We start from the raw sequence: 19,726 nt of genomic DNA on the forward strand, positions 1-19,726 counted from the left end.
AATTAACTATAGTCTAAGCTATCGGATTTGAAAAAAGTATGGGCACATTGCACAAAAAAGGGTGATATTACCTGTTTGCATTGAAAATTAATCATTCAGTAAAAGTATCAAGTATGCAGTAAGGGCATGACGGAAGTTTCTAATATCGAGACCAGTTCTTTCAGAGAATTTATCGATTCGGTATTGTAAGCTGTTCCGATGTATATAAAGCTGTTTGGAGGCATAGGTGGCATTTGAATTACATTCGATATACGTTTTAATCGTTTTGATCAGTTCTGTATCCTGCTTGGTCTTGCCAAGAATCTCATTGATAAACCACTTTGCATCCTTAAAGGATGGATCCTTTATTAATGAGTGAGGGATGATGTCTGCCAAATCAGCCACCTTTAGGCCCGGCAGATGCATCTGTGCCAAATCAAAACACTTTTTCTCCTGAGTCCAGTGCTGATGAAGGTCTTGGTTTATAGGGTGAAAGCGCCCGGTGAACATACGGGTCTTTACATAAAAGTCACTTTCAAGCGTGGAAGAAATGGCGATTAATTGTTTAGTTGATAAAGGTTCTTCTTCGTCCGTTTCAATTAAGACTCCTGCCGTTTCACTTTCCCAGACAATAGCTGCGTCAGATGGAACGAAAGCTAGGAAGGCTTCTTCAAAATCAGAGTTGGAAAAATCAGCATGAGTCAGCTTGAAATGAAGAAATCGAACATTCTCCCAGCTCGTTAAAGGCAATGGTGCATTCGGTTCGGATAAAAAAGTTTTCCATGATGAGTCTGGATGTACATTGAGGTTATTCGGGTTTATAGAAGGAGCAAAAAGCAGTTCCAATAAACGGATTTCTTCGTCTGTGATATCTGAACGGGGAATGCCAAGTAAACTTCTTGAGTCTTCGAACCAAACAAAGTCAGAAATTTCATCAGCATCCATTTTGTTGGTAAGGGCATTAGGGAATTTTTGTTTAAGATTTTCAAGCATCATTTCCACCTTCTTTCTCCCTTTCCCTATCATTATAGCGAAAAAGAATAAAGTTCAAAAGAACAGGATATTGCTAGTTTTTCCGAGAAGGGATAATCAAAGAAAAGTTGCAAGTTTTATTAATGTTAGGAAAGGGTATTGCGTATGCTTTATGGAATATCGTTAAAAAGAGGAGGGAATCTTATGAACATATTATTATTGGGCGGTACACGGTTTTTAGGCAGGTATTTAGCAAGAGCTGCGATAGAGAAAGGGCATGAAGTCACACTTTTTAATCGTGGAAGCGATCCTTATGTCTTTCCCGAAATAGAACAGTTAAAAGGGGACCGCGACGGGGATCTGGAAATGTTGAAAGGGAGACAATGGGATGCAGTCATTGATACATCAGGATTTATCCCTCGAACTGTATCTAAATCTTGCAGATTGCTTCATCAAGTTAAACATTATACATATATCTCAAGCATCTCAGTTTATAGTGATCCAACCGAGCCAGGAATTGATGAAAATGGAGAGGTTCATACACTAAATGATGATAAAGCGGAAGAGATCACCCGCGGAACTGCTGGACCGATATACGGTGAATATTATGGACCGTTAAAATCATTAAGCGAAAAAGCAGCTGAAAAAGAACTGCCGGGGAAAGTTTTGTCCATTCGTGCGGGTCAAATAGTAGGTCCATATGATTACACTGACCGATTGCCGTACTGGCTTAAAAGAATAGCGGAAGGGGGAGAAATTTTGTCTCCTGGACGCCCTGGACGTCCAATCCAAGTCATCGATGCAAGGGACTTGGCTCAATGGATCATCCAAATGATAGAAAAAGGTATGACGGGTACATATAATGCCGTTGGACCGGATTACACACTAACTATGGGGCAATTACTTGAAGGCTGCAAACAGGTAACAGGAAGTAATGCTGACTTTACATGGGTATCTGAAAAGTTTTTGGATGACAATAAAGTGGAGCCATGGGGAGAGATGCCTTTATGGATACCAGAAGAATTCCCTTTTCCGGGAGCTAAGGAACCTCTGAATGGGTTTTTGGCTGTCGATAACAATAAAGCCATCAATAATGGACTAACATTCCGTCCCCTATCAGAAACCCTTGAAGAAATATGGAATTGGGAAAAGGGCCGTCAGGAATCTGTTGTTAGAAAAGCGGGTATCCACAGACAACATGAAAGTGATCTCCTTGGATTATGGAAACAGACAATAGGCTGAAACCTTCTTTTATTTTATTCAAGTACTGAAGGCACATTAAGTGTGCTTGGTGAAAAGGATGATGTAAACAAACAATGTGAAGGAATTAAAAAAACGATGGGGTAAAAACCCCATCGTTTTTTAGTACATGGATCTGCTTGCATGGTTCGTGAGGATTTCAAGGTTTTCCATGGCGGCCCTTAATGAAAGGCCTGCTCCCAATAAGGGGAAGCAGGCCTCGATTATTTGATCAATTCATCCAGTCTGGTTTTCCGAATCCGGCAAATTTGTCATCGATGACTTTTTCGAACTGGTCGGATTCCACTACTGATTTAATATCCTTTGCAAATTGGGAGTCTACATCTTTTGTATTCACTGTAACAACGTTTCGATACATATCCGGCATTTTTTCTAAAACAAGGGCATCCTGGAGGTCCATTTTCGCTGCAAGAGCGAAGTTGCCAGGGACCGCTGATAGGTCAACACTGTCTGTTGCCCGGGGCAATTGAGCGGATTCCAATGGTTTGAGTTGGATGTTTTTTGGATTTTTCGTTACATTCTTTTCAGATATTTTTAAGGGGTCGACATCTGGATCGACTTCAATCAACCCTTCATCCACCAGCACTTTAAGTGCACGTGCGAGGTTAACCGGATCATTGGGCACTGCAAGGGATGTACCATCTTTAATTTCCTTTAATGATTTATACTTGTTCGAATATATGCCCATTGGTGCTGTTGGAACTATGATAAGGTCGGAAAGCTTTAAATCATTTTCTTTAGCGAAGTTATCCATGTACACCTTATGCTGGAAAAGGTTGGCATCGATCGAATGGTTGCCAAGGGACTTATTCGGCTGGATATAGTCGGTGAATTCGACGATCTCTACATTGTAACCGAGATCTTCCAGACCTGGTTTGATGGCCTCTTTAACCATATCGGCATAGGGCCCGGTAGTCGCCCCGATCTTCAATTCTTTTTTGTCTTCAGTTTTTGGGGATGCATCATCACTCCCGCATGCTGCCAAGCCAAGGGCAAGTGCACAGACTGATAATAACGAAGCTATTTTCTTCATTTGAAATTCCTCCTGTTTAATGAAAGTATTGAATCATTGAAAAAATGACTGATCCCTATCGTTTGTTAACTATGTATGAGGCCTTGTCACCAACCATTTGAATGATTTGCACAAGGCAGATCAGCACGACGATCGTCGTGATCATGACTGTGTTGTCATAACGGTAATAACCGTACCGGATGGCCAGGTCGCCAATTCCGCCCCCGCCGATTGTCCCTGCCATCGCTGAGTAACCGATAAGCGAAATGGTCGTTAATGTCAGTCCTTGAATGATACCCGGTTTTGCCTCTGGAAGAAGTACATCCTTAATGATCATCCATGGAGTGGCTCCTACGGCAATTGCAGCTTCAATCACTCCTCTGTCTATTTCACGTAATGCCGTTTCAACGATTCTTGAAAAAAAAGGTATTGCGGACACCGACAGGGATACAGAAGCAGCTCTCGGTCCTATCGTCGATCCAGTTAGAAGATCCGTTAAAGGAAGGAGGGCGACCAAGAGAATGATGAAAGGGATTGAACGGACAATATTGACTGCGAATCCTAGAGATCGATTCACGATACTATTTTCAAAAAATAAATTCCTTGTTGTCGTAAACAGCAATACTCCAAGCGGTAGACCGATCAACAGGGCTACTGCAAGGGAAACACCGACCATATAAATCGTTTCAAGAAAGGCTTTATTAAGATCAGGTAAAATATTGACGATGGAATCAAGTAGTGACATGTTTTAGCACCTCCACAGAACTGGAACGATTTTTTATATATTGCAATGCCGAATGAACTTGAGCGGCATCGCCTATTAACTCGATGATTAAAATGCCTAAAGGGACATCCTGGATATACTCAATTTTACCGTGTAAAATATTCCCCTTTACTGAATGGGATTGGAGAGCATCCGAAAGGATCGACTCACCAGCGGTTTGCCCTTCGAATTGAATTTTAATGATCGTACCTTTACTTTCTTCAATCAAGTGCGGAGGGAGTGCGAAATCCAGAACACTGCTAATGAATTGCTTCGTTAACTCCTGCTTAGGCTGTGAAAATATTTCATAAACGGGACCTTCTTCAATTACACGGCCATCCTGCATGACGGCGACACGGTGGCATAGTTCTTTGACCACTTCCATTTCATGTGTAATCAACACGATGGTGATGCCAAGCTTACTGCTTATCTTTTTCAATAATTGTAAAATCGCTTTTGTAGTTGTTGGATCAAGTGCTGAAGTTGCTTCATCACATAATAGGACAGTGGGGTCATTTGCTAAGGCACGGGCTATGCCTACCCGTTGCTTCTGTCCACCGCTAAGCTGCGCAGGATAGACATCTTTCTTATCGCTGAGCCCTACGATTTCCAACAATTCCAATACACGTAACCTGATGGCATCCTTCGATCGATGCGCGGCCTTTAAGGCGAAAGCGACATTTTCATAAACGGTTTTTGAACTGACCAGTGAAAAATGTTGGAATATCATTCCGATTTTTTGCCGTTGTTTACGAAGCTCTTTACTTGATAAAGAGGTTAAATCAATGCCGTCAATGATGATATTTCCACCTGTCGGACGTTCAAGCAAATTCAAGCAGCGGAGTAATGAGCTTTTTCCAGCTCCACTGTAGCCGACAATTCCATACACTTCGCCAGTTTGAATGGTTAAAGATACGTTATCCACTCCGATAACTCGGTTTTTCTTCGAGACGTATTCCTTTCGGACTGAACGGATTTCAATCATGAGCTTTCCCCCTTAAACATTAAAAAACTGCCCCTATCATTCAGAAAGAGGCAGCGAAATTATATCTCGTCTTATCTTTCAGAATGCAATCATTCTGCAGGAAGTGGCACCGTTCCCTAAGGGCGGTTGCCGGACATCACAGGGCCTGATCCCTCCGTCACTCTTGATAAGTAAATTATTATTTTAGAATATTTCAAGTTTTTCAATATAATCTATATTATTTGTAAAATTCGACAATGTCAATCGTTTCTGAAATTTTCGGGGTGATTTTTTCTTATTAAAGTTTAGTAAGGTCCGTTAAAAAGGGCTATCATGCTATAATCCAGCATTTATGTCCAGGTTAATTATTCCAAAATTTCCTTGTCAAAAGGGTAAAGTGGTAATACATTTATTATAGTAAAGTTAAAAAAAGGAAGATGAAACTATATTTGTGTAATGATGGGGAGGCAACGGAATGTTAGAGATTAACACGATAAATGATGTGGTTTGTGTGAACGGGACTCCTGGCGGGAACAAATCGGGGATGAGTGTTTATGTCTTTTTAACGGATGGTCTATTGATAGATACTGGCGCACAGATTTTATTGGAAGAGCTCATTCCATTCTATGAGTCCGCTGACTTCGACTCAGTGGCCCTGACTCACTATCATGAAGACCATACCGGGTGTGCTGCATGGATACAGGAAAATAAAAAGGTCCCGCTTTTCATTCACCCGATGTCGGTTGAGGTTTGTGCAAAGGATGCCGTATATCCTGAATATCGTGAAATTTTCTGGGGAAAGAGAGACGCCTTTAAAGCTGAGCCGGTAGGGAAGGCCATTCATTCCCGCACCCAAACGTGGGAGCCGATTTTTACCCCTGGTCATGCAAAGGACCATATGGTGTATTTGAATCACAGTAATGGCATGCTCTTTTCAGGTGACCTTTTCGTAACACCAAAAACAAAGCTTGTCTTACGGGAAGAGTCTGTCCCGGTCATCATCGATTCCATTAAAAGATTACTTCAATATGACTTCGGGGAAGTGTTTTGCTGCCATGCTGGGCATGTCCCTGATGGGAAGGTCATGTTTCGGAAAAAGCTCGATTATTTGGAAAACCTACAAGGTGAAATTTTACGCTTGCATTCTCAAGGGCTGACCGTTCATGAAATCCAGCAGGCCGTTTTACCGAATCGCTATCCCCTTATCGAGATTTCTGGGCATGAATGGGATTCAGAGCATATCATTACATCGATATTAAACGAAAATATTTTAAGTGCGAGGGAGAATGGAACTATTTGAATGCTATTTCAGGCTGATGTTTTCTATTTGTCACTCAAACAACTTCCATCCAGGATGTTGTTTTACTTGATAACTTAAAAAAAGACGGACTTTTTATAGGGGGAATGCAGTGCAAGCGGGAGATGAACGGGATAAGTAAAAAAGGGGAGCCCTCTATAAGAGGGCCCACATAAATTATTTATTTTCGTTGGGATCTGTTTCATCATAAAAATCATGTGCTTCTTCGATGTTCTGAAGGTTAGCGACTTCATACACATTTCCGCCCGCCATTCCTTCATTGATGATACGGTCGATATCCAGGTAAACGGAGTCTTTGCCATCATATTCGGTATCCTTCAAAAATGTCATTTTTTCTTTATCCAAAATTAATCCCTCCTAGCCTTTTCTTTAGTTTAGGCAAAGGAGTTTTTTTTATTCTGTTTAAGGATTTCATGAGTGTAAAGAGGGTTCATTCATATACATGGAAGATCATTAAATCATGTACCATGCTTTTGAGTTTGGTTTCATCTGTTTCGGAAGGCGGGTTAGCTGTCCACTCGATGGATCCATCTTTATGATACAAGGCTTGGACTGCCTTCTTGTTGAAATAAAAGGAAATTTTCCATCCCGGAAGATCTTTATGCAATGGTGCCCATTGAAAGTGAGTGATCATATGTATTACCTCCATTTATACAGTTTCTCATTTAATTATAATGGAAAACGGCAGCTGGAGGTGTTATTTTATTGTCAGGTTAGGAAAAGTTAATTCAATGAAAAGATTTTTTAAATGCAAAAGCCTGTTTGTTTCAATTTCCACTTCATCGAATTGCATGGGCTTTGAGTTCACTTCATATATGAAGAGCGAGCCCGATTCGTCTTCCCCTATATCAATGGAAAACTCTCCGAGAAACCCGATTTTTTTCGATAGAATCTCTCCACATTTTTGGGCGATATTCGCTAATTTTTGATTCAGGCTTCTTGATTGCAGGTCCTGATAAGGAAAAAGCTTACCCCCTCGGGGAGTGTGGGTGGTGATTTCCTGAGTTTGTGACATCCTTACCGCTTTGCCGGTCACTTTATAAAAACCTTTTTCATAATGGACGAGAATCCGGTAATCATAACGATGTCCAAAAAGTTTTTTTGGTCTGATCGCCTGTTGAGCAAGATAGCTCCTTTTTAATAAATCCCTTTTTTTTGTTTCCCAGAATGATGCGAAATCCGGGAAGGACTCACTATGCTTCAGGCTATTGAACAATAGTGTATCATCATCATTTTTGATTATGGTATAAATGCCCTTCCCTTGGCTTCCTTTGCAGGGTTTAAGGTATATATGCCTGTAGGTCTCCAGGAATGAATAAAGGCAATCGCTGTTTCGTAAGACCGTTGTGGGCGGAAGGTGTTTTGTGAGGAATCCATCTTCATTTAATGCTTCGAACATTACATATTTATCTATAAAACAGGGGTTGAATAGATTCATTCGGGAATCTTTAAAGTGTGTAATAAGATGTTGAAATTCCTCTGACGCCTCATAGCTCCTCGAAGGGATACGGTTATAGACGATGTCAGGGAAGGGTACTTTACATTCGATCCACTTGTTTGAAATGGAGGAAAAAACATACCCTCTCAACGAATCGGGATGAAGGGCATTTCCTGTGAATACATACGCCAATATTCCATGTTTTAATAAATATAAAGATAGGTCCCGAAAAAGGGTCAGGTTTCCACCCAAACCTGATTCCTTTTTGGGATTGGAAACAGTTAAAATTCCGACGGCGAGCATCCGGTTACCGGGATATATCGTGATTGGAATCAGGGGTTGATTCGAATGGTCCTTTTTATAGCTGATTTCCTCTTTGGCAGAGCCCGCGAAAAGTTCAGCATTCTCATGATTGTGGTACCAATTTTCAGTGGGGCTATCGTAAAAAATGTTCATCGCGGTACACTGATTGATTTCGTAATCGTCTGTTCCGTAAGATAAATGGCATAATCAAGGCTTAGCTTTCTGGTCAGCAATTCGAAATCCTTGAGTTTTGGATGGGCGAATATGGAACGTCCAGGTTTGGAATTGGCTTCAAACATCCAAACCTGCCCTTTTTTATCCAATCCAAAATCAAATCCTATTTCTGCAATGATGCCGTCCAAGTTCTTTTCAATACTGTCACTTAAAATCAGCGCGGCTTCCGATAGCTTTCGTTCGACTTCTTTCGCCTCATCGTCATCTCCAAACAGTTCGGCAACCGTTTTGATGACACCCCCGCTTTTAATATGGGTAGTGACGCTGCCGGCACCGGCGATTTTTGCGGCAATCGCGGTTACCTGCCATTTTCCATTACTGTCCTTGTTCGTATGGACCCGGAAATCCACTGGACGTTTTTCAGATCGAATTAATGGGATGCCCTGCTGTACAATAAGGTTCTCAAGCGGTCGGTCGTGAAAAATATGTTTAACGATGGATTCCAATGTAGGGAATTTTTGCAGTTTATTTTCTTTTGCTTCATTTGTATAGCGACAATAGTAAACATCCTCATGCTTATCATAAAGAATTTGGTGAATCCCTAGACCGAGGCTGCCGTGAATGGGTTTTATATAAACTTGCCGGTAATGGGAAAGAAGGGTTTCCACCACGGACATGGATTGAAATGGATATGTTTCCGGCAAATAAGGCAATGCCCGCTCATCTGCGCATAGCCTTTCATTTACATCCCATTTATTGAAAAATCCAGGATTATACCATGGTATTGTATATTTTTTTTGGAATTTCCGCTTCACTTCTTTAGGTCCATCGCGGTTTTCCGTCAACCGATTTGGGAGACGGTCATAGATGACATTAGGGAAAGGAAATTCATTTATGTGCCAGTGATCGTTAGCAAACACATAGCCTTTGATTGTCTCCTCATCCCAATTGATTACATTCTCTCCAAAAACAAAGGGGATACATCCGGTGGTCCTGCTAAGCGAAAGGAGTTTTGCGAAAAATTCCGATCTCTCCCCTAATGGTTTGTTTGAAACACCAGTGAACCCTGAGGAAAATATTCCGACAAGCGGTCCGATATGGATGCTCTTGCCGTAAATGAATAAATGAAGGGGAATATCGGTATGATCGAATAGTAGGGATTCCGCAAGGCTTTCCGATAGGACGATTGACTGATTGACGGCTGGGTTTTGTTTGACGATGGCAGGACATGAATGCCGTCCGAAATAAATTAATTCAATCTCTGCCAAATCTCCAAGCTCTGAAGGATAGTAGAGAACATTGCCAGGGATAGAGGCAATTTCGGCAGGATAAGTCTTTCTCACTTTCTATTCACCTGCTTTCTGAAGATGTTCGGCTAAATACTGGCTATATTGAAACGGTGCGCGATGGATATCCTTCATGGTCTCCGGCTGTAGTGCCTGAATGATTTTCCTTCCGGGCTTAGAGTTTATGTCCATGATCCATAATTGGCCTTTTTTATCGATGCCTAAATCAATCCCCAATTCGAATAATCTTTCAAAGACAACTTCGGTTTCTACGGGCAGGGTGCGAAGGATATGCTGAATCTTTTGTTCGACAGCAATCGAAATCGTTTCCGGGTTTCTTTTGTTGAAAGTCTCTAATGAAATGGCTTCCCCGCCTGTGGCAAGATTCGAAGTAATTCCGTCTTTTTGTCCCGTACGAATTCCGCGGCCCCGTTCCATCCATTGATTCTTCTCGTTTTTTTGAAGGAAAATCCGTAAATCGAATGGCTCATTATTTTGGTTGCAAAGTTCTAAATATGGCTGGCAAAGGTAACGGTATCGATTTAATAAATGCTGCAGCCATTTGTTAAGCTGAGATTTGGAGGAGAATGGGCGGTCATATTTGGTGCCCTTTTTCGTCATGGATACCAAAGTGCCGCCTTCGGTTTTTGTTAGGAGATAAATTCCTGTACCGCCTGCACCAAATTCAGGCTTGATGATGATTTTATCCAGGCGTTCCAAATGACCGGTAATATCTTCAGGTGTCGCCACTTGTACGGTCTCTGGAAAAAATGCCTGCAGGTGTGGATGGTTTTTTAGGATTTGGTACACTTCCCACTTACCAGGAAGGCCCAGCCCTAAGAAATTCGAGTTATCTTTTAACCAATTGATTTTGTGTCGGGTTTCCGTTGACTCACGGACTAATCCGTGAAAACAGCGATCATATACAAAATCAGGTAAATCAAAAGATGTGGCGATCCAATTTTCATTCTCGGCATCAAAACGCTCGCCACGCACTTTTTTTAGATCCATATCAATATTTTCAGGTGAGAATTTACAAACTTTCATATTAAATGATTTAGCGGTTTTGGCTATTTCGGTGAAGTAGTTGTTTTCATGTGTATCCGACGCGGCCATTAATCCTATTAACACGAGCTAGCAACTCCTTTTTATGGATGGTTTTCGCGATTAAGGGCAAGCATGAAATCTATGATGGATTTTACTGATGGACGAAAGGTTTCATAGCTGCCTTGAAATTTTTTCGAAGGTTTTGAGTTCACTTCGATGATCCATGGATGTGTATCTGTATCCAGTGCTAAATCGATCCCTAGCTCACCGAATGAATCGTCATGGTTTTCGACCAAGGCCTGGGCAGTATTTTTAGCCAGTCGTAGGAGCTTTTGATATATGCGGCTGGCATCCTGAAGGTCAAATGCTTCCTTTAGAAAGTCCGGCCCATTTTTCATCAATCCGCCTTGTGCAAGATTGGAAACGATTGTACCAGGGTCCCCAATCCGGGCAACCATTGATGAAACTTTCCATTCAAGCTGATCGTTCCGGTGAAGAAGTATGCGGAAATCAACTTTTCTCTGATCGATTTCGAAAAGGGAAATCCCTTTTTGAAGAATGAAGGATCGTCTTCTGGAAAATCTTTTTAACGTTTCATACAACTTTTCATCCGTATCAGCAAAATGTACATTCTGGAGATGTCCGGATTGCTCGATTTTCCATTTTTCAGCTACTTGCGTTAATCTGCAAATATTCTTGCCTTGGCTGCCTGCTGAAGGTTTAAAGTAGATTACCGGATGCCTTTCTATAAAAGACAAGAAAGTTTCCTTTTCGTTAAAAAGGATCGTCTCTGGCAAATTTGGCAACAGCTCATCTTCTAAGATTAGCAGCTCATGTACATGATGTTTGGAGAGGAACCTTCCATTGAACATCGGTATCGACCGTTCCTCCAGTTCAGTTTTAAACAGCTTGAAAGAATGCGATTCCTCAAGTTTACGTGAGTGTATCCGGTTATAAAATACATCAGGAATGGGGAGGGGAAAGGTTTGCCAGCCATTTTGCCCAGGCAGGTAGCCTTCCACAACTCCATCTTGAAGAGACTGCAGTTTTACTAAATAGAAGGGGATGCCCTGCTGATTACAATATGATTTCATTTCCTGATAAAATTTTTCCATCTCGCCGAATGTTCCGTCTTGCAACGGGGTCTGGTTCATGAGTGAAGCGAAGAATGGGCCTATTTTTATTGACCTTCCTTCCTCATCGTATGAGACGGAGATTGGATCGGAAAAAACGGGTAAGGATAAAATTTGATTCATATCATATGAAAGTTTCAATGTAGGCTGGGATGACGGGAATGGCTGGACAAGTACCGGGACGGAACGGCATCCAGCCATGATTGTTAAGGATTCTCCAAATTGAAGGCCCCATTCCTCAAATAGTTTTTCTTCGATAAACAGTAGCGCCTTCTTTCTAGTCTCTGCGGAATTTACCGTAATGAAAACTTTCTGATGGTTAAGGTTCATAATAATTCCCCGTTTGCACTAAGTTTGATATCCTTTAATAAGTAAATGATGGGCAAATGTGGATAACACATTCTATGTTTTTTTTATTAGAAGGTGTCATCAAGCCTTTATTTCAAGGGTAGTTTTGGGTGAAGATTCTATTTATGGTCTTTATAGGTACTGTAATAGGTGCTTCACTAATTTATTAGCTATCAGAATGCTGTTCAAACCTTATAAACCAATCTATTCTTGCGGGAAACAGCTGCCGTTGACACCCGGGGTGATTCCAGAGCGGCAGGAAGAGTTAGGCAAATAATTAGGCAAATTGTTAATGATGCCTCTATACAGAATATGAAAATTTTCGTGAAGGCAGAAGTAAAGAAAGCATTGTTCACGGAAAAAAGTACTGCACAATTGCTTGATCAATTGGGAATGAAGAAAGCCGGTTCGAGAATTGACGCCGATTTCCCGGAAACCATTGTCGAAAAAGGTGCCAAGTACTTATTACTCATTTTCAGCCGCTATTCCAGAAACTGCATATCGAGATATCGTGGAAGAACAGGTTTCTTCATTTTCGGTGTCCCGACTTAAGGGAATGGGGTGGAATCATCAGTTTATTTCATGGTTTCGTAACTGTTTTAATAGGATGACGTGTAATTCTTAATCGGATTTGTTATAGTGGAAAAGGTGTATGAATACAATGATTACCGGGAGGGGAAATAAATGAATAACGTATATGATGCAGCGTATGAAATGGAAAAGGCGATTAGGGCAAGTAATGAATATGCCGATTTACAACGCTTATATGATCTTGTCAATTCTGATGAAGCAACAAAAGGAATGTTTGAAAACTTCCGTAATCTGCAAATAACATTGCAGCAAAAGCAAATGATGGGACAGGAGATTGCACCGGAAGAAGTTGAGCAAGCACAAAAGACGGTACAGCTTGTCCAACAAAACCCAACCATTTCACAATTGATGGAAGCTGAACAACGGATGAGCATGGTCATTGCAGACCTCAATAAAATTATCATGAAGCCGCTTGAAGATTTATATGGCTTGCCTGAACAACAGTAATAAGCAGTTGGAGACTCCCTTCTATAATGGTTGGGGGTTTTTTTGTTCCCTGAATGCACCGGTACAAGGGTCGTGAACCACTATATGTTCTATTCCCGAAATTTTAGTCATAAATTTGAAAGAGGATACTACAGATGGGGGAGATCAGCATGGTATATCGACTACTTGCGGTCAATATTGACGGGACATTGCTCCAGTCGAATGGCCGTTTAAATAAATCGACTAAAGAAGCAATAGATTATGTTCACCAAAAAGGTGTCCATGTTGCACTTGTGACGTCAAGAAACTATCACTCAGCAAAAAAAGTGGCCAAAGCCCTAAAAATAAATCCGATGATGGTTGCTCAGCAAGGAGCCTTTGTCGGAGCTTCCGTAGAAAAGCCGATAATGGTAAAAAGAATATCGGAAGAACTAACTGTAGAGCTCGTGCAAATGCTTGAAAAGACCACATGCCAAATATTGCTCATTCATGAAAAATACTCGCTGGGCAATCGGGTGAACCTTCCGGACAATTTGCTAGGTAAATCGGTTATGTATTTGAATGATCAAAATATTTATGCTCAAAATTATGTGGACGATATCAGTGAAGAGCTTATTGACCAACCGATGGCCCCGACGAAGATGGACGTAATATTCTCAGAGAAAAGTGATCAAAATGATATGTTGAAATTGATGAAGAAAATGTTTCCTGAAGTGGATGCAATATTACATCCAGGAAATAAAATGACAATTGTTCCGAAGGGGGTTTCTAAATGGAGTGGTGTATTGTATTTAGCCGACCATTTAGAGGTGAGAAGAACGGAAATCGTCTCGATTGGCGATGGATTGGATGATATGGAGATGATTGCCGGTTCTGGTCTGGGAGTTGCCATGGGCAATGCGGATGAGGAAGTAAGGAAAGTGGCAAAATGGGTGACGCGCTCCAATGATCAAGATGGTGTTGCCTATATGCTGAGGGAATTTTTCCGGAAACAGCATCCAATCGAATTTTTACAAAAGATGAATATGCTTAAGTGAATGGCGGGGCTCCTTCATATAGAAGGGGCTCCATTCAGATAATGCAGCTTGCGATGCCTGTTTCATTTCATAAATAATTATAAGCTTCTTTCCATAAACTAAAGGAAAATCAGTAATGGAAAGGAAGAATTCAATGGGTGTAATCAATGCAAAAGAAGTGCAAGTCGGTGATGAGGTGTTTGTGATTTATAATAATCCCCATGTTCCCACCGTTTCGAATATAAGGGCAGCGGAAATTGTTCCGCATCCCAAAGACCCCAATGCAGTTGCCTTGTTCCTGAACGATACATTTCATACGATTGAGGATGATGATGCATTGTTCACTTCGGAAGCCGCAGCGGAAAAAGCCTACAGTGATTATATGTATAATCAGGACCAGATGACTTGAAAAGGCGTTTACTTCGCTTTACTAAAAAGAGAATGAACAGAAGAAAGCCCTCGCTTATTAGCGGGGGCTCCTTTTGAGCATATTCACGAGTATTTGCTCGAAATTCACGAGTAAAAGCTCTGAATTCACGAGTAAAAGCTCCAAATTCACGAGTAAAAGCTCTGAATTCACGAGTATTTGCTCCAAATTCACGAGTAAAAGCTCGAAATTCACGAGTAACGCTCGAATTCACGAGTATTTGCTCCAAATTCACGAGTAAAAGCTCGAATTCACGAGTAAAAGCTCGAAACTCACGAGAAACTTCAAATTCACGAGTGTTTGTTCCAAACTTATGTGTAAACGCACCCACACTTACATGTCAGAAGCCAGTAGTGTTAAAACAGCATATTTTGCGTGAATTAAAAAAACTGCCACTCATTTTTTCAGGAAAACAGAGTGACAGTTATGGCTTAATCAGTTATTGGATTGTATAAAGAGTTTCATTGCATGAATTTGCCCAATATGGTTAGTTTCGTGGAGCACTACAAAATTAATAAATTCCCCCACTGTTTCCATTCCGTTGAAAGGCTGTGCTGTTTTTTCTGTCAATCGTTCTTCCGGAATTTCAAGAAGTCGATCAAGTTGCTCATGCAGCTGTTGCTTTAATAATTCAACGGTAGGTACGTCCCCGCTCCAGTTCGCTGGTTTTGAACCATATCCGAATAGTTGGCTGTAATTCGCTGGCAATTCACTGTTGGATTTCAATAAAAAATTTTCGGCTGCAGTAAGGACATGTCCAAGATGCCAATGGATTGTATTATTAAAACCTTCAGGCTGCACATCCATAAACTCTGGATTGATTCCCTCGATTTCTTTTAAAAGATTGCTGCGCATGACCGTTAGCTGATTTTTTATATAATTCATTTTACATTCCCCTTTCAATCTTGTTTTTCTAAATGCTATCTCATGAAATTATAGCAAGGATAATTCAATATTATCAAATTTTAGATAAGTCTTTTCACGAAGGAATGGAATATCGATTCCTAATTTCTTTTTTAGGGTTTTAATTGTCAGTTAATAATCGCTCTGTTTGCTTTGGTTGAGTGCCAGACATATGCCCAAGGGATACTGGGTTCATGAACTCTTAAGCCAAAAGTTGGAGTTTTTTTTGCTGTTAATTAATTGACAAATATTCCTATTGCTCTTTTATGTGGACTAGTATAATGAAATAGATTGGATAATTAATCCATAAGGGTGTGAGGAGATGACATATGATGAAAAGGAAACAGCTGCTTGTTGCACTTAGTCTATTATCAATTACGGTAGCTTCAGGTTGTACAACAGAGCAAGAACGTATTTCCGTCCAAAAAAGTGAAGGTAAAAACTACAAATTCGAGGCATATAAACAAAAGGTAGAAGTGGCGAAAACAGAAAAAATAAAAGAAATAATAAAGAATGCCGATTGGGAAGAATTCGTATTGGAGAAGGATCATCCTAAGGCGGACTTCATCTTTTATTTTAATGATGAAAAAAGCGAAGGTAAAATGGCTGTATATTATGTTTGGATTAATACTGATGAAAATATTGTAGAATTGACCAAGGATGAACATAGCCAGTATGCACAGTTAAATAGAAAGGATTCTGAAACTATATTAAGACTTCTGCATTAATGAAAAGGAGGAGTAGGCAAGACCTGCACTTTCTAAAAACTTCCAGACAAGCATTTTTTCATTCCGTTTAGAATTCACATGTGACCGAGTGGCCAGTTATTTATGGGTAATCTTTTGGAGGGGCTTATGAGGAAAATTACTTTATCTAATGGAAAAATGGTGGAAGTTGAATGTTTAAGCTGTGCTTTGACAAGTGGGGAAGTAGAAGCAGAGGGTGGTGTAATAGTCGAATCTGAATATTTTCATGCTCACCAAGACGTTGCATACCCCATTGAAGGTTTAGTGATATTAGCATCTAAACGCCATATTAAGTGCTTTGATGAATTAAATGAACCAGAAAAGGCCGATTACATAAACTTATTAACCAAGATTAGAAAAGCTCAAAGGAAAGTATTAGGGATAGAAAATGTTTATTATTTTTACAATGAGGATACTACCCACCATTTTCATACTTGGATGGTTCCTCGATATGAATGGATGTACGAGTTTGGGCGTTCGGTGGAATCAGTTAGGCCGGTTTTGCTGCATGCAAGAAACAGCCTGAATGATGTTGGAAATTTAAAAACTGTAATGGATGGAAAAGAGGCATTAAAAAAAGAACTGAACCCTTCATCTATTTGATAACACGTTGTTTAAAAAAGGCGAAAGAACCCGGTTTCCATACAAGTCCGGGTTCTTTCATTCTGCTCAGGCTGAATCAGTCTTCTTATTCGTTGTCCTCAATAGTGGCATTGTGCAACAACGGAAAGAGCCACCGGACTTGATGATTTCGCTTATATCGATTTCAATGACTTCGTATCCGCGTTCACGAAGCTGACTATTTACCTGTTTATTACATGGCAGACTGAATAACCTTTTATTGCCAATCGAAAGCACGTTGGTTCCCAATGTGAATTGTTCTTCTTTAGTCACTTCTATCATGTCATAACGTGAAGCTAATAAATCCATCTCTTTTTTTGTAAAGGACTCAGGAAAAATAAGCGCTTCAGTCGGTGATATGATATTGAAAACACAATCTAAATGAAGGAATGTTTCAATGAAAGGAACCGCGATGACATCGTATTCCGGTAATAGGGTTTGAAGATGCTTGACGGATGTTTCATCCGTTCTTTCACTAATCCCAATATAGATGGTCTTTCCGTCAATAATGACATCCCCGCCCTCAATATAATTTTTGAGGAGGTTGAAATATGAGATACCATTCGTTTCGAGCCAGGATTTCAATATTTGTTCTTCACCCTGCCTTATACCTGTTGCCAATTCAGCAACGTATACGGTATTGCCAAGAGTAAAACCGATATCCCTCGTGAAAACTTGTTCTGGATATGTAAATTGTGGCGGAAGTTTTATGACCTCAATCCCTTCATGTTCAAGAGCGTTAATAAATTGGGCATGCTGCTTCATGGCAAGTGCCTGATCGATATTTTCTTCTTGAAACTCTTTTTGAGTTTCGTTAATGATCTCGCGGATTTCCATATAACGTGGTTCACAGACGATCACCCGTGATAGCTTTGAATATTCACTCGCACAATAAGCTTCCAGTTCTTCGTTTATTTTGTTCACGATAAATGAGCTCCCTCTAAATAGAATTGTATCTTTACTATTTCCTCTTTTTTCTAGAAAGAAACATAAAATTATATCATCGAACTGCACCGCTAAATTTGGATGGGTTAAAACTAACTTCTCTGACCGCCCCTAATAAATGATTCCGTATAAACGGGTTAGAGCCTTTCAATTCGAAAGAAGTTCTGTTTGAAAAATACATTCCAGTTGTTTTCAGAAATCCGCTCCCTTTCATAAATGTCAAACTGATTTAAAAATTTCATCCAGATAAAGCCGGATTCAAAATAATCGTAAACGGCACCTAGGGAAAAAGGATTATTTTTGTTCGGGTCGAATATATAATGAGCATGCTTTTAATATAAGGGGGAGATTGTAATGATGGATACTCCATTGATCATGACTCAAATCATTGAGAGAGCTGAAAAATATTTTCCGAAGAAAGAGGTAGTTTCGCGTACGGATGGTGGAATTCACACATTTACATACGCTGAGATTACTGAGCGTACAAGAAGGCTGACCAGTAGTCTTGAAAAATTCGGTATTCAAACAGGTGACCGTATTGGAACACTTGCCTGGAACCATCATCGGCATTTAGAAGCTTATTTTGCGATTCCTTGTCATGGTGCTGTCCTACATACAATCAATATGCGTCTGTCTCCTCAACATGTATCTTATATCGTCAATAGTGCGGAGGATCGATTATTATTGATAGACCCGGATGTCATCCCCCTTTTGGAAGCAATTAAAGATGAGTTAACGTCAGTTGAAGGTTATATCATAATGACGGATAAAGATGAGTTGCCTGAAACGACCCTTTCACCTATTTATCATTATGAAAAATTATTAGCAGAAGGGAATCCGAAACAGCCATTCATTCAAACCTTGGATGAAAATGCACCTGCCGGAATATGTTATACTTCCGCCACGACCGGGAATCCAAAAGGTGTGGTTTATTCACATCGCGGAATTTTGTTGCATGCGATTGCACTGGGGCTTGCCGATTCTACAGCATTAAGCGAACGTGATGTGGCACTTCCTGTCGTGCCCATGTTTCATGTGAATGCCTGGGGCATGCCTTTTGCCAGTGTTTGGTTTGGAACAAAGATGGTTTTGCCGGGACCTTATTTCACCCCAAAGATTTTGGCTGAGCTTATAGAAACAGAGAAGGTTACAATCGCAGCAGGGGTTCCGACGATATGGCTGGGCTTATTGAAGGAGCTAGAAGAAGGCAGCCATGATACGAGCAGCATTCGTGCTGTTTTATGCGGAGGGTCGGCTGCTCCGAAAAGCATGATTAAAACCTTTGAACAAATGTATGGGATACCATTCCTGCATGCTTATGGAATGACTGAAACAAGCCCGCTCGTATTTGTATCCAAACCAAAAAGCTATCAGGAAGATCTCCCTGAAGAAGAACTTTATGAGTTGAAGGCCAAGCAGGGCCTTGTTTCACCAATGATAGAAATTAAAGTGATCGGTCAGGGTGGCGAAGTGAAACCTGATGGAAAAGAAATGGGCGAATTGCTGATCAGGGGCCCTTGGATAGCGAATGAGTATTTTAAGGATGAGCGGTCAGAGGATACGTTTAAAGATGGCTGGCTGTATACGGGGGATGTTGTCACGATTGATGAAGAAGGATTCGTGAAAATCGTCGACCGGACCAAGGACTTGATAAAAAGCGGCGGTGAGTGGATTTCTTCCGTAGATATAGAGAATGCATTAATGGCCCATGATGCGATCTTTGAGGCGGCGGTGATTGCAGTGCCTCACGAAAAATGGCAGGAACGGCCGATTGCCTGTGTTGTTTTGAAGGACGCATACAAGGGGCAAGTGTCCCAGGAGAACATCATTGAATTTTTAATGCCGCAGTTTGCAAAATGGTGGCTGCCCGATGAAGTGGTCTTTTTGGATGAAATCCCTAAAACGGGTGTTGGGAAGTTCTTGAAAAGGGCATTGCGTGATCAGCTTCAGGATAAATATATCAATAAATAATACTATATTTGTTTAATTATGACTTTTCTGCCTATTCCGTTAATGGTAGAAAAATATATAATAGAGTAATAGAACGAAAGAGG

The 19,726-nt window shown here is 40.6% G+C and carries 22 protein-coding genes and 1 riboswitch; of the genes, 9 read left to right on the top strand and 13 right to left on the bottom strand.

The genetic code is table 11. The features are described 5' to 3' along the window. Positions 1 to 87 precede the first annotated feature (87 nt). Positions 88 to 975, bottom strand: a complete 888-nt coding sequence (locus tag N0M92_RS03840) for a PucR family transcriptional regulator (RefSeq protein ID WP_260284598.1) — start codon at positions 973 to 975, stop codon at positions 88 to 90. 180 nt (positions 976 to 1,155) lie between these two features. Between N0M92_RS03840 and N0M92_RS03845 the strand changes: the two genes are divergently transcribed. Further along, a complete protein-coding gene (locus tag N0M92_RS03845) occupies positions 1,156 to 2,193 on the top strand; it encodes an NAD-dependent epimerase/dehydratase family protein (RefSeq protein ID WP_260284529.1) in 1,038 nt (345 codons plus the stop codon). Positions 2,194 to 2,422: 229 nt separating this feature from the next. Here the strand turns inward: N0M92_RS03845 and N0M92_RS03850 are convergent, their stop codons facing one another. From N0M92_RS03850 to N0M92_RS03860, 3 genes are read right to left on the bottom strand one after another with little or no spacing between them, the layout of a single operon-like run. Next, positions 2,423 to 3,244, bottom strand: coding sequence for a MetQ/NlpA family ABC transporter substrate-binding protein (locus tag N0M92_RS03850; RefSeq protein WP_260284530.1), 822 nt, complete (start codon positions 3,242 to 3,244; stop codon positions 2,423 to 2,425). A gap of 55 nt (positions 3,245 to 3,299) precedes the next feature. Then, positions 3,300 to 3,968: a methionine ABC transporter permease gene (locus N0M92_RS03855; protein ID WP_260284531.1), complete on the bottom strand. Its 669-nt coding sequence runs from the start codon at positions 3,966 to 3,968 to the stop codon at positions 3,300 to 3,302. Beyond that, positions 3,955 to 4,971: a methionine ABC transporter ATP-binding protein gene (locus N0M92_RS03860; RefSeq protein ID WP_260284532.1), complete on the bottom strand. Its 1,017-nt coding sequence runs from the start codon at positions 4,969 to 4,971 to the stop codon at positions 3,955 to 3,957. The genes N0M92_RS03855 and N0M92_RS03860 overlap by 14 nt, the downstream gene beginning before the upstream one ends. 68 nt (positions 4,972 to 5,039) lie before the next feature. Further along, a riboswitch (SAM riboswitch) is annotated at positions 5,040 to 5,144 on the bottom strand. Between the two features lie 281 nt (positions 5,145 to 5,425). On the opposite strand from N0M92_RS03860, the gene N0M92_RS03865 reads away from it, so the two are divergent. Beyond that, positions 5,426 to 6,250 carry an MBL fold metallo-hydrolase gene (locus N0M92_RS03865; RefSeq protein WP_260284533.1) on the top strand — a complete coding sequence of 275 codons (825 nt, stop codon included), beginning with the start codon at positions 5,426 to 5,428 and terminating at the stop codon, positions 6,248 to 6,250. Between the two features lie 174 nt (positions 6,251 to 6,424). Here N0M92_RS03865 and N0M92_RS03870 read toward each other — a convergent pair whose 3' ends face one another. The 6 genes from N0M92_RS03870 to N0M92_RS03895 form a co-directional block, all read right to left on the bottom strand. Beyond that, positions 6,425 to 6,613: a hypothetical protein gene (locus tag N0M92_RS03870; RefSeq protein WP_076367325.1), complete on the bottom strand. Its 189-nt coding sequence runs from the start codon at positions 6,611 to 6,613 to the stop codon at positions 6,425 to 6,427. 85 nt (positions 6,614 to 6,698) lie between these two features. After that, a complete protein-coding gene (locus N0M92_RS03875) occupies positions 6,699 to 6,902 on the bottom strand; it encodes a YheE family protein (protein ID WP_260284534.1) in 204 nt (67 codons plus the stop codon). A gap of 63 nt (positions 6,903 to 6,965) precedes the next feature. Beyond that, on the bottom strand, positions 6,966 to 8,162 hold the full coding sequence (locus tag N0M92_RS03880; RefSeq protein WP_260284535.1) for a YheC/YheD family endospore coat-associated protein: 1,197 nt from the start codon (positions 8,160 to 8,162) through the stop codon (positions 6,966 to 6,968). Further along, positions 8,159 to 9,526, bottom strand: a complete 1,368-nt coding sequence (locus N0M92_RS03885) for a YheC/YheD family endospore coat-associated protein (RefSeq protein ID WP_260284536.1) — start codon at positions 9,524 to 9,526, stop codon at positions 8,159 to 8,161. Before N0M92_RS03885 ends, N0M92_RS03880 begins: the two co-directional genes overlap by 4 nt. Positions 9,527 to 9,529: 3 nt before the next feature. Further along, a complete protein-coding gene (locus N0M92_RS03890; protein ID WP_260284537.1) occupies positions 9,530 to 10,600 on the bottom strand; it encodes a YheC/YheD family endospore coat-associated protein in 1,071 nt (356 codons plus the stop codon). 17 nt (positions 10,601 to 10,617) lie between these two features. Beyond that, positions 10,618 to 11,979 (bottom strand): YheC/YheD family endospore coat-associated protein, encoded by a 1,362-nt coding sequence (locus N0M92_RS03895; RefSeq protein WP_260284538.1) that lies wholly within the window; start codon positions 11,977 to 11,979, stop codon positions 10,618 to 10,620. 342 nt (positions 11,980 to 12,321) lie between these two features. Here N0M92_RS03895 and N0M92_RS03905 point away from each other — a divergent pair, with 342 nt between their 5' ends. The 4 genes from N0M92_RS03905 to N0M92_RS03920 all read left to right on the top strand — a co-directional run bounded on the left by N0M92_RS03905 (position 12,322) and on the right by N0M92_RS03920 (position 14,439). After that, the gene (locus tag N0M92_RS03905; RefSeq protein ID WP_260284539.1) at positions 12,322 to 12,549 is read left to right on the top strand and encodes a hypothetical protein; all 228 of its coding nucleotides are present in this window, start codon (positions 12,322 to 12,324) and stop codon (positions 12,547 to 12,549) included. 132 nt (positions 12,550 to 12,681) lie between these two features. Continuing rightward, positions 12,682 to 13,035 carry a YlbF family regulator gene (locus N0M92_RS03910; protein ID WP_260284540.1) on the top strand — a complete coding sequence of 118 codons (354 nt, stop codon included), beginning with the start codon at positions 12,682 to 12,684 and terminating at the stop codon, positions 13,033 to 13,035. Between the two features lie 149 nt (positions 13,036 to 13,184). Then, positions 13,185 to 14,051 carry a Cof-type HAD-IIB family hydrolase gene (locus tag N0M92_RS03915; RefSeq protein WP_260284541.1) on the top strand — a complete coding sequence of 289 codons (867 nt, stop codon included), beginning with the start codon at positions 13,185 to 13,187 and terminating at the stop codon, positions 14,049 to 14,051. A 115-nt stretch (positions 14,052 to 14,166) separates the two neighbouring features. Next, complete coding sequence (locus N0M92_RS03920) at positions 14,167 to 14,439, top strand: transcriptional regulator SplA domain-containing protein (RefSeq protein ID WP_228467335.1); 273 nt, start codon at positions 14,167 to 14,169, stop codon at positions 14,437 to 14,439. On the opposite strand, the gene N0M92_RS03925 is transcribed toward N0M92_RS03920, so the two are convergent. Beyond that, positions 14,372 to 14,788: a hypothetical protein gene (locus N0M92_RS03925; RefSeq protein ID WP_260284542.1), complete on the bottom strand. Its 417-nt coding sequence runs from the start codon at positions 14,786 to 14,788 to the stop codon at positions 14,372 to 14,374. The two genes, N0M92_RS03920 and N0M92_RS03925, sit on opposite strands and share 68 nt — an antisense overlap. 104 nt (positions 14,789 to 14,892) lie before the next feature. Beyond that, positions 14,893 to 15,342, bottom strand: coding sequence for a DinB family protein (locus tag N0M92_RS03930; protein WP_260284543.1), 450 nt, complete (start codon positions 15,340 to 15,342; stop codon positions 14,893 to 14,895). 347 nt (positions 15,343 to 15,689) lie between these two features. Here N0M92_RS03930 and N0M92_RS03935 point away from each other — a divergent pair, with 347 nt between their 5' ends. After that, positions 15,690 to 16,088 carry a hypothetical protein gene (locus tag N0M92_RS03935; protein ID WP_260284544.1) on the top strand — a complete coding sequence of 133 codons (399 nt, stop codon included), beginning with the start codon at positions 15,690 to 15,692 and terminating at the stop codon, positions 16,086 to 16,088. 126 nt (positions 16,089 to 16,214) lie between these two features. Further along, the gene (locus N0M92_RS03940; RefSeq protein WP_260284545.1) at positions 16,215 to 16,709 is read left to right on the top strand and encodes an HIT family protein; all 495 of its coding nucleotides are present in this window, start codon (positions 16,215 to 16,217) and stop codon (positions 16,707 to 16,709) included. Between the two features lie 66 nt (positions 16,710 to 16,775). On the opposite strand, the gene N0M92_RS03945 is transcribed toward N0M92_RS03940, so the two are convergent. Then, positions 16,776 to 17,642: a dimethylarginine dimethylaminohydrolase family protein gene (locus N0M92_RS03945; protein ID WP_260284600.1), complete on the bottom strand. Its 867-nt coding sequence runs from the start codon at positions 17,640 to 17,642 to the stop codon at positions 16,776 to 16,778. A 384-nt stretch (positions 17,643 to 18,026) separates the two neighbouring features. On the opposite strand from N0M92_RS03945, the gene N0M92_RS03950 reads away from it, so the two are divergent. Beyond that, on the top strand, positions 18,027 to 19,643 hold the full coding sequence (locus N0M92_RS03950; protein ID WP_260284546.1) for a long-chain fatty acid--CoA ligase: 1,617 nt from the start codon (positions 18,027 to 18,029) through the stop codon (positions 19,641 to 19,643). Positions 19,644 to 19,726 lie beyond the last annotated feature (83 nt).

The sequence above is a fragment of the Peribacillus aracenensis genome (genome assembly GCF_025175645.1).
Taxonomy (GTDB): Bacteria; Bacillota; Bacilli; order Bacillales; family DSM-1321; genus Peribacillus; species Peribacillus aracenensis.

Bases quoted from the DNA above. Each gene is read 5' to 3' on its own strand.
- N0M92_RS03840 (WP_260284598.1), bottom strand. From the start codon at position 975: ATGATGCTTGAAAATCTTAAACAAAAATTCCCTAATGCCCTTACCAAC.
- N0M92_RS03845 (WP_260284529.1), top strand. From the start codon at position 1,156: ATGAACATATTATTATTGGGCGGTACACGGTTTTTAGGCAGGTATTTA.
- N0M92_RS03850 (WP_260284530.1), bottom strand. From the start codon at position 3,244: ATGAAGAAAATAGCTTCGTTATTATCAGTCTGTGCACTTGCCCTTGGC.
- N0M92_RS03855 (WP_260284531.1), bottom strand. From the start codon at position 3,968: ATGTCACTACTTGATTCCATCGTCAATATTTTACCTGATCTTAATAAA.
- N0M92_RS03860 (WP_260284532.1), bottom strand. From the start codon at position 4,971: ATGATTGAAATCCGTTCAGTCCGAAAGGAATACGTCTCGAAGAAAAAC.
- N0M92_RS03865 (WP_260284533.1), top strand. From the start codon at position 5,426: ATGTTAGAGATTAACACGATAAATGATGTGGTTTGTGTGAACGGGACT.
- N0M92_RS03875 (WP_260284534.1), bottom strand. From the start codon at position 6,902: ATGATCACTCACTTTCAATGGGCACCATTGCATAAAGATCTTCCGGGA.
- N0M92_RS03880 (WP_260284535.1), bottom strand. From the start codon at position 8,162: ATGAACATTTTTTACGATAGCCCCACTGAAAATTGGTACCACAATCAT.
- N0M92_RS03895 (WP_260284538.1), bottom strand. From the start codon at position 11,979: ATGAACCTTAACCATCAGAAAGTTTTCATTACGGTAAATTCCGCAGAG.
- N0M92_RS03910 (WP_260284540.1), top strand. From the start codon at position 12,682: ATGAATAACGTATATGATGCAGCGTATGAAATGGAAAAGGCGATTAGG.
- N0M92_RS03915 (WP_260284541.1), top strand. From the start codon at position 13,185: ATGGTATATCGACTACTTGCGGTCAATATTGACGGGACATTGCTCCAG.
- N0M92_RS03920 (WP_228467335.1), top strand. From the start codon at position 14,167: ATGGAAAGGAAGAATTCAATGGGTGTAATCAATGCAAAAGAAGTGCAA.
- N0M92_RS03930 (WP_260284543.1), bottom strand. From the start codon at position 15,342: ATGAATTATATAAAAAATCAGCTAACGGTCATGCGCAGCAATCTTTTA.
- N0M92_RS03935 (WP_260284544.1), top strand. From the start codon at position 15,690: ATGATGAAAAGGAAACAGCTGCTTGTTGCACTTAGTCTATTATCAATT.
- N0M92_RS03940 (WP_260284545.1), top strand. From the start codon at position 16,215: ATGAGGAAAATTACTTTATCTAATGGAAAAATGGTGGAAGTTGAATGT.
- N0M92_RS03950 (WP_260284546.1), top strand. From the start codon at position 18,027: ATGATGGATACTCCATTGATCATGACTCAAATCATTGAGAGAGCTGAA.